This window comes from Halovivax sp. (genome assembly GCA_007119345.1).
Taxonomy (GTDB): domain Archaea; phylum Halobacteriota; class Halobacteria; order Halobacteriales; family Natrialbaceae; genus Halovivax.
Genome location: SKPV01000135.1, coordinates 19,969 through 28,273 on the forward strand (window position 1 = coordinate 19,969; position 8,305 = coordinate 28,273).

8 protein-coding genes are annotated in these 8,305 nt (G+C 69.7%); 4 read left to right on the top strand and 4 right to left on the bottom strand.

Features of this window, described 5'->3' with window-relative positions; genetic code table 11:
* Positions 1-96 precede the first annotated feature (96 nt).
* Positions 97-597 carry a hypothetical protein gene (locus tag QZT59_RS09370; protein WP_290814710.1) on the bottom strand — a complete coding sequence of 167 codons (501 nt, stop codon included), beginning with the start codon at positions 595-597 and terminating at the stop codon, positions 97-99.
* Positions 598-986: 389 nt separating this feature from the next.
* Between QZT59_RS09370 and QZT59_RS09375 the strand changes: the two genes are divergently transcribed.
* Complete coding sequence (locus QZT59_RS09375) at positions 987-1,781, top strand: enoyl-CoA hydratase/isomerase family protein (RefSeq protein ID WP_290814713.1); 795 nt, start codon at positions 987-989, stop codon at positions 1,779-1,781.
* 58 nt (positions 1,782-1,839) lie between these two features.
* Positions 1,840-2,823, top strand: a complete 984-nt coding sequence (locus QZT59_RS09380; protein ID WP_290814730.1) for an MBL fold metallo-hydrolase — start codon at positions 1,840-1,842, stop codon at positions 2,821-2,823.
* A 17-nt stretch (positions 2,824-2,840) separates the two neighbouring features.
* On the opposite strand, the gene QZT59_RS09385 is transcribed toward QZT59_RS09380, so the two are convergent.
* Together QZT59_RS09385 and QZT59_RS09390 are read right to left on the bottom strand one after the other, a co-directional pair.
* Positions 2,841-4,289, bottom strand: a complete 1,449-nt coding sequence (locus QZT59_RS09385) for a zinc ribbon domain-containing protein (RefSeq protein WP_290814716.1) — start codon at positions 4,287-4,289, stop codon at positions 2,841-2,843.
* Positions 4,286-5,464 carry a thiolase domain-containing protein gene (locus tag QZT59_RS09390; RefSeq protein WP_290814718.1) on the bottom strand — a complete coding sequence of 393 codons (1,179 nt, stop codon included), beginning with the start codon at positions 5,462-5,464 and terminating at the stop codon, positions 4,286-4,288. The genes QZT59_RS09385 and QZT59_RS09390 overlap by 4 nt, the downstream gene beginning before the upstream one ends.
* 231 nt (positions 5,465-5,695) lie before the next feature.
* Between QZT59_RS09390 and QZT59_RS09395 the strand changes: the two genes are divergently transcribed.
* The gene (locus tag QZT59_RS09395) at positions 5,696-6,850 is read left to right on the top strand and encodes a thiolase family protein (protein WP_290814721.1); all 1,155 of its coding nucleotides are present in this window, start codon (positions 5,696-5,698) and stop codon (positions 6,848-6,850) included.
* Positions 6,847-7,212 (top strand): OB-fold domain-containing protein, encoded by a 366-nt coding sequence (locus QZT59_RS09400; RefSeq protein WP_290814724.1) that lies wholly within the window; start codon positions 6,847-6,849, stop codon positions 7,210-7,212. Before QZT59_RS09395 ends, QZT59_RS09400 begins: the two co-directional genes overlap by 4 nt.
* On the opposite strand, the gene QZT59_RS09405 is transcribed toward QZT59_RS09400, so the two are convergent.
* Positions 7,185-8,305 (bottom strand): hypothetical protein (locus QZT59_RS09405; protein ID WP_290814727.1); only part of this gene is annotated, 1,121 nt, incomplete at its 5' end. The genes QZT59_RS09400 and QZT59_RS09405 overlap by 28 nt on opposite strands.

The window sequence follows — 8,305 nt, forward strand, 5'->3', positions numbered from 1 at the left end:
GTCGGCCGGTGGTGACGTTCGCCGGATTGTTCACCGTCTTCGACCGACGCCGTCACCGTCGGTCGGAGGCGGGCTACCGCAACGACGGGATTCCCCTCACGGACCGTCTCTGGCCTCGTCGAACTGCGCCGCCGGGATGAGCGCCGCGACCGACTCGAGATCGAGCGCCGCGATCAATTCGGCCGATTCGCCGTCGACGAGCGCCAGCCCGAGCTCCGGCTCGGTTTCGGTTACGGTCAGGGCGTCCGTCTCCTCGGCGTGTGCCTCGAGGGCGTCGATCGATTCGGCGATCAGTTCGAGCTGGGCGTCCTCGAGCTCGGCCTGCGCTTCGACCTGATCGATTTCGCCCTCTTCGACTTTCGCCATGATCTCCTCCTGGAGCTCGGCGAAGTCCTCCTCGTCGACGTTCGCGGCGACGGCGACGGTTGCCTCTCCGTTCGATTCCGTTTCGTCGCCGGCGTCGTCGCCAGTCTCCTCGCCGGTGTCGTCGTCCGCGTCGACGTCGTCGTCGTCAGCGGCGAGCCGACCGGTCAGCGCGAAGGTCGTACCGGTACTGCCGACTGCCAGCAGTCGACGGCGGGACAGTGGACTCGACATCGGTCGTTCAACGACGCCCGTCTATTTGCGCGTTCGCTTTCCCCTGCAAGCAACCCGCGGACGAGACCGGTCGCCCGCTCTACCGGACTCCGATGCGGCCCCGTTCGTGCCGGTCCTGGCCGGTCTCAACCGCGTCGGTCCCAATCCGGTCTCCTTCCTCAACGAGGAGTCGACCGATCGGGCGGATCTCCCGCTGAAACCGACGGGAACGAGGTCTACCGACTGGATCGTTAGCCCCCGGATCCTCGCCTCGGATACCGACCGGTCGTCGGTGGCAGTTCGGGAATCTACCGCCGACAGAATTCGAACGTCGGTTGAGAATGCGCTCTCTGAAAAAACGCTGGTAACCATCCAAAGTGTTACGTTCGTGGTTGGTAATGTGTCTGCGTATGACCGACGACGCGGTCCTGCTCGACGTCGACGGCGACGTGGCGACGATCACCCTGAATCGGCCCGAGCGGCGCAACGCGCTCTCCGAAGAGATCGGGGACGGCCTCCTCGACGCGCTCGAGGAGGTGGAATCGTCTGACGCGGGTGCGGTCGTGATCGAGGGGGCGGGCGACGCGTTCTCCGCGGGCGGCGACGTCGAGCGAATGGTCGACGGGCTGGCGGGTGACGTTCCGCTCGACGATCGGGTCCGGGCGCTCGAGCGTTCGACGTGCGAGACGATGCGTCGGCTCTATCGCTCTCCCCTGCCGACGATCGCGAAGATCGACGGCCCGGCGGTGGGGGCGGGTGCGAACCTCGCGATCGCCTGCGACCTCCAGCTGGCGAGCGAGGACGCCTCGTTCGGTTTCGTCTTCCGGCAGGTCGGCCTCGGCGTGGACGCGGGCACCTCGTTCCTGCTCCCGCGACTGGTCGGTTCCAACGTCGCCAAGGAGTTGGTGTTCACCGGCGACGTGTTCGGCGCCGATCGCGCCCGCGAACTCGGCCTCGTCAATCACGTCTACCCGTCCGGTGAACTCGACGAGGAAACCCGCGTGGTCGCCGAGCGGATCGCCGACGGGCCCACCGTCGCGCTCCGCCACACGAAGCGCCTGGTGAACGAGGGGTTCGAGAACTCCCTCGAGCAGGCCATGACCGACGAGGCGGTCGCCCAGGGGATCGTCTTCCAGACGGACGACCACGAGGAGGGCGTCACCGCGTTCGTGGAGGGTCGCGATCCCGAGTTCGAGGGCCGGTGAGCCGCGTGCCGATTCCAACAACGCTACGAGCACCCGCCGCCTTCCCGCACCCGTGCAACTGAACGCGATCACGCTGGGCAACCACGAGTTCGAGGGGAAGAACAACACGTACCTCCTCGAATCGAACGGGACGGTCGCGCTGATCGACACGGGCATCCCGCGACCGTCGATCCGCGACGAACTCGCCGACGGCCTCGCCGCTCGCAACCGATCGTTCGCGGACGTCGACCTCGTGGTCCTCACGCACTTTCACATCGACCACGCGGGGCTGGCCGGGGAGGTCGCCGAGGCCGCGGGTGGCGCCCCGGTACTCATCCACGAGGACGACGAACCGATGGTCCGCCACGACGAAGACGCCCTCGACGCCTACGACGACCTCCAGGAGCGACGGTTCGAGGAGTGGGGAATGCCGGCGGACAAGCGGACGGAGCTCCGCGAGTTCCTCGAGGACGCTCCCGACATCGACGCGCCGGACGAGATCGAACCGATCGCCGACGGCGACGAGATCGAGATCGGCGACGTCTCGCTCGACGTCGTCCACTCGCCGGGGCACACGGCCGGTCTCTGCTCGTTCGAGTTCGAACGCGACGGCGCCCGCGAGGCGTTCGTCGGCGACGTGATCCTTCCCGTCTACACCCCGAACGTCGGCGGCGCCGACCTCCGTCTCGACGGAGCGCTCGGGCACTACCTGGAGACGCTCGAACGGATCGCCGACCGCGACTACGATCGGGTCTGGCCCGGTCACCGCGACGTCATCGACGATCCGACCGGGCGGGCCGAGACGATCCGCGAGCACCACCACGAGCGGACCGAGCGCGTCGTGAACGTCCTCCGGGAGGCGGCTCCCGCGACCGCCTGGGAGGTCAGCGACGCACTCTTCGGCTCGCTCGAGAACATCCACATCCTGCACGGACCCGGGGAGGCGTTCGCCCACCTGGATCACCTGGCCGACCACGACGTCGTCGAGCGTACCGACGAGGGCTATCGGCTCGTCGACGATGCGCCCGACATCGACCGGATCGTCGGCGCGTCATCGCGCTAAGAGCGCGACGCGACGACTTATCGACGTGCGCGTTCCAGGACGGCTTTCCGCCCGTATCGCGGCATGCCCTCCTGAGTGTAGACGCGACGGATCGTGGTCTCGATGCGATCTCCGATCTCGACGGCGTCCGTCTCGTCGGCGAGGACCTGCATCGGGAGGCTCACCGCTTCGTCGGTCGGGAACCGACCGCCGTCGTCCTCGCGGTCCGGCCCGTCGAGGGCGACGATCGCGCTGACGAACGAACCGCTCCTCGCCTGTTGTTCGACGAACTCCGGCGGGGCTCCGCCCTGCTCGATGACGGTCGTCGCCTCGACGGTACCGGTCCCCGGGAGCGTCACTTCCTCGTACGGAGCCAGTTCGTGACAGCCGACGCAGGCGCCGTCCGGCGGCAGGTTGAGACCGCCGCAGGACGCACAGCGACCGGCGACCAGCCGGTGACGCTGCGGGAGCGACCGCCGCCAGGTCGGAACGCTGACGTAGGCTCCGCCGCCCTCGGGCTCGCCCGGCGTGATCTCGCCTCGCAGGCGAAGCGCCCCGGCGTAGGAGACGGTCTCGGTCCCCTCGAGGCGGGTTCGGACGGGGACGTCGTCGAGGTCGAGGACGGCGCCGCTCGCTTCGGCGCCGCTCCCGTAGCCGACGAGGAGCTGGTGAACGTGGCCGTCCGCGGCGGCGGATGCGAGCCCCAGCAGCGGACTCGCGACCCCGGCGTCGCCGACGTCGTGGACGACGGTGCCGGCGTGCACCCGCTCCGAAGAGACGCCCAGGGCGTCGCACGCCCGGTAGGGGAGCTTGCCGTCGGGCGCCTGAAGGGCCACGGCGTCGAGCGCCTCGGAATCGTACTCGAGCGCGTCGCCGACCGCCTCGACCGTCTCGACGAAGGCCGTTCGATCGTAGCTCGTGATCCCGAGCTCGCGCGTTTCGACCGCTCCGCGGGGTCGAAACCGCGTCCCGGGGTACGCGCCGATCGTCGAAGCGACGTCCCGGACCGACCCGGGGCCGTCCGCGGTCAGGACGAACGCGGCCGCGCCCGCTCCGGCCGCGCGTTCCAGGTCGCTGTCGGGGGCGCCCCGCGGCGCGTCGCTGGCGACGACGAGCGCCGGTTCTCCACCGCCGTCGAGGCCGGTCAGGAGCGCGTCGACCCCGGCAGCCGTGCTCCCGCTCAGCTGCGCGGCGTCGGCGTCGAGCCCGACGAAGCTCGCGAGCCGCGCGGATCCCGACTCCTCTTCCAGCGGGGGCGTCGTCGTCGCGAGAAGCAATCGACCGACGTTCGCGGGCGCGACGTCGGCCGCCTCGAGCGCCGCCGCCGCGGCCTCGTAGGCCATCGTCAGCGCGTCTTCGTCGGCATCGGGCACCGCCGTCCGCTCGATACCGGCCGGGCCGCCGGTCCCCCAGGCGTCGGCGATCTCCTCGCCCTCGAGTCGGATGCGCGGGACGTACGCGCTGACGCCGGCGATCCCGGACCTCATGCGCTCACCTCCCGTTCGTCCTCGAGGACGTGGACGACCGCCGCGCCGCCGCTGCCGCCGACGTTGTGGGCGAGGCCGACCGCCGCACCGTCCACCTGTCGATCGCCCGCGCGGCCGAGGAGCTGGTCCGCGAGCTCGACCAGCTGGCCGGCGCCCGTCGCCCCGATCGGGTGGCCCTTGGACTTGAGGCCGCCGCTGGGGTTCACCGGAAGCTCCCCGTCGAGTCCGGTCGCGCCGTTCTCGACGAGCCGGTGCGCCTCGCCCCGCTCCGCGAAGCCGAGGTCCTCGTAGGCGACGAGCTCGGCGATGGCGAAACAATCGTGGACTTCGGCGACGTCGACGTCGGCGGCGCCGTAGCCGCTCGCGTCGTAGGCGCTTTGGGCGGCCCTCCTGGACGCGGGGATTTCGGTGTACGATCGGCGATCGGCGAGGCCGACGCGGTCGCTGGCCGCGCCGACGCCCGCCACCCGGATCCGCTCGTCGGTGTACTCGCCGACGACGTCCTCGCTCGCCAGCAGCATCGTCGCGGCTCCGTCGGAGGTCGGACAGCAGTGATAGAGGTTGAGCGGATCCGCGACCGTCGGCGCGTCGACGGCGTCCTCGAGCGAGCAGGGGAATCCGAGGTGTGCTTTCGGATTCATCGCGCCGTTCTCGTGGTTCTTTACCGCGATCCGTGAGAGGTGCTCGGGCGTCGCGTCGTACGCCTCGAAGTAGGCGCTCGCCAGCTGGGCGTAGACGCCCGCGAAGGTCGTGCCAGTCGTGCGCTCCCACTCGGTTTCACCGCTGACGCCGAGCCAGTACTTGGTGACGTCGCTCGAGAGGTCGGTCATCACCTCGAAGCCGCCCGCCAGGACGACGTCGGCCATCCCGGAGCGTATCGCCTGGACGGCCTGTCGGACGGCGTAGCCGCCCGCGGCGCAGGCGTTCTCGATGCGGCTGCACGGAACGCCGTGCAGGCCGACGTGTTCGGTGACGGCGGGCCCGGAGAGGCCGAGCTGGCGACCGCCGACGCCGAGCGTTCCCACCACCGCCTCGTCGATCTCGTCGGGATCGACGCCCTTCGGGACGGCTTCGAGCGTCCGCTCGTAGGCCGTCGCGAAGAGCGACCGGTAGCTCTCGTCGGGGAAGGCACCGAACGCGGTCTGGCCGCCCCCGATCACGTAGACGTCTCGCATACCGGAAGCTCCCCCGCGACAGACAAGATACCTTCGGACCCGGGTGGTTTCGCCACCCGGACACTCGGCGGTTCCGTGGGTCGTGAACCCGGCGGTTTTGTCACCCGGGGGCTCGGCGAGTTCGTGATTCGGGACGAAGTCGATACCCCGATCGCCCGGGGATCCGGCGCATCGCCGGTCTCCCTCGCCCGATCCCTACCGTTTAACACCGCGTTCGTAGACGTTGTAAACATGGAACGTGTCGCAATCATCGGTGCGTCGATGACCCAGTTCGGCCGGCGAGAGAGCTGGATCCGCGAACTGCTCGCCGAGGCCGGTACCGAGTGCCTGGCCGACGCGGGGGTCGAAGGGGACGCCGTCGACCACCTGTACGTCGCGAACATGGCCAGCGGGGAGTTCGAGGGCCAGACGGGGATCATGAACGCGCTCGCCCACGACCTCGACTTGCTGCCGGCCTACACGGAGCGAGTCGACCAGACGAGCTCGAGCGGCGGAGCCGGCATCTACGCGGCCTGGCGATCGGTCGCCAGCGGCGCCAGCGAGATGTCGCTACTCGTCGGGGGCGAGAAGATGACTCACCGATCGACCGCCGAATCGACCGATATCATCGCCTCGATCACCCACCCGGTGGAGTACAAGCACGGGGTCACCCTCCCGTCGTTCGCGGGGCTGACGGCCAGATACTACCTCGATCGCTTCGACGCGCCCAGGGAGAGCCTCGCGCGGGTGGCGGCGAAGAATCACAAGAACGGCGTCGACAACCCCAAGGCGCAGTTTCGGAAGGAAGTCGACGTGGAGACGATCCTCGAGTCGCCGATCGTCGCCGACCCGCTCAGGCTGTACGACTTCTGTCCGATCACCGACGGTTCCGCGGCGCTGTTGTTCTGCCCGGAATCCGTCGCGAAAGCGCACGCCGACGAGTACGTCGTCGTGGCCGGGGTCGACGGCGCGACCGACACCCACGTCGTCCACGAGCGCGAGGATCCGACGACGATGGCCGGCGTGGTCGAGAGCGGGAAGGGCGCCTACGAGCTGAGCGGCTACGGCCCCGAGGACGTCGACGTCGCCGAACTGCACGACATGTTCACGATCCTCGAGTTCCTCCAGATGGAGGGGCTCGGGTTCGCCGAGAAGGGGGAGGCCTGGAAACTCGTCGAGGAGGGGTACACGGAGAAGGACGGCGAGCTCCCGATCAACACCTCGGGCGGGCTCAAGTCGAAGGGCCACCCGCTGGGCGCCAGCGGCGTCGCCCAGGGCGTCGAGATCTACGAACAGCTGACGGGCGAAGCCGGGCCGCGGCAGGTCGACGCCGACGTCGGCCTCTGCTGTAACGTGGGCGGGTTCGGTAACTGTGTCATCACCACCATCATGGAGGCCGCAGCATGACCATGGACGCGTTCCGGTACGAGGACGGATCGATCGGCTACCCCGGTCACCCGGTCGGACCGAACGGCTCGGACCCGGTCGATACGGTCGACCTCAGCGAGTACACGGCGGAGGTGGTCACCTGGACGACCAGCACCGCGACGCCGCCCGGCGTCCGCGAGCCGAACCCGCTCGCCATCGTCGAGTTCGACGTCGACGGCGAGGCCGTTCGCGCGATCGGCCAGCTGACGACCGACGAGATCGAGATCGGCGAGGAGGTTCGCCCGGTTCACGTCGAGGAACTCCGGACGCCGGGAGCGGGGATTCGCGAACCGGATAGCCAGGAGTGGGACGGCTACCGGTTCGAACCGGTTTCGGACTGATCGTCGTCGCCGGGATCGTCCGCGCTCGCTCCGCCCGATTCGTCCGTTCCGTCGGAACCGTCCTCAGGTTCGTCCGTTCCGTCGGAACCGTCCTCAGGTTCGTCCGTTCCGTCGGAAATGTCCCCTGATTCGTTCGCTCCGTTGGTACCCCCTCCGGATTCGTTCGTTCCGTCGGAAACGCCCCTGGATTCGTCCGTTCCGTCGGTGGCGCCCTCGGATTCGTCGGTCGGGTCGCTCCTCGCGTTCTCGGACCCGCTCGCTCGATCGTCGGATGCCGGACCGGGAGCGTCGTCATCGTCGGAGGTGGTGGGGCGAACGGTCGGGTCACCAGCGGTCGGCTCGGAGTTTCCGTCGGGCGCCGACGGGTCCGTCCGTTCGGTGTCGGGACCCGGCTCTTCGGATTCGGCGTCCCTCCCGTACCGCTCTTTTAGCGTCTCGAGCTCCGCATCCACGTCCACTTCCGGACCCTTCCGCGAGTCGCTCGCCGGCCCCCCGGTCCCGGACTCGTCCGCGTCCTCGGCCGTAGATCCCCGGCTCCCGGGCCCGTCGCCGTCCGAGTCGTCGTCGATCTCGATCCGCCTCGCTCCCGCCGGCGACTCGCGGGTGGACTCGTCGGCCACGTCGGCGAGTCGTCGGTCGACTTCGTCTCGAAGGGCCCTCGTCCGTTCGACCAGGTCGCGGGAAGCGACGTCCTCCCGGTCGCTCGCGACGTTCCGCTGCAGAGCGGCCAGGGCGGCGTCGAGCTGGTCGAGCGTCGACCGACCGAGGTCGGCGGCCCGCTCTCGGGAGCGGTCGCTCGCCTCGTTCGCCCGATCCCGGGCGTCGCGCCCCCGTCTGACCACACGCAGCCCGCGCTGGGCGGTCTCGAGCGCGCGGACGTTCGCCTCCAGCACGGCGATGAGTGCGGGAATCGCCACTTCGTCGGCGGCCCTGAGCAGCTCGTCCGGCCGCGGCGGTCGGGGGAACCCGGGTTGGGGCGGTCGGGGGAACCCGGGTCGCGGCCGGCGTCGCTCGGCGTCGAGTTCGTCCCGTAGGTCCCGGATCGCCTCGGCGAGCTCCGCGATCGCTTCGGCGAGATCGTCGTCGCTCATAC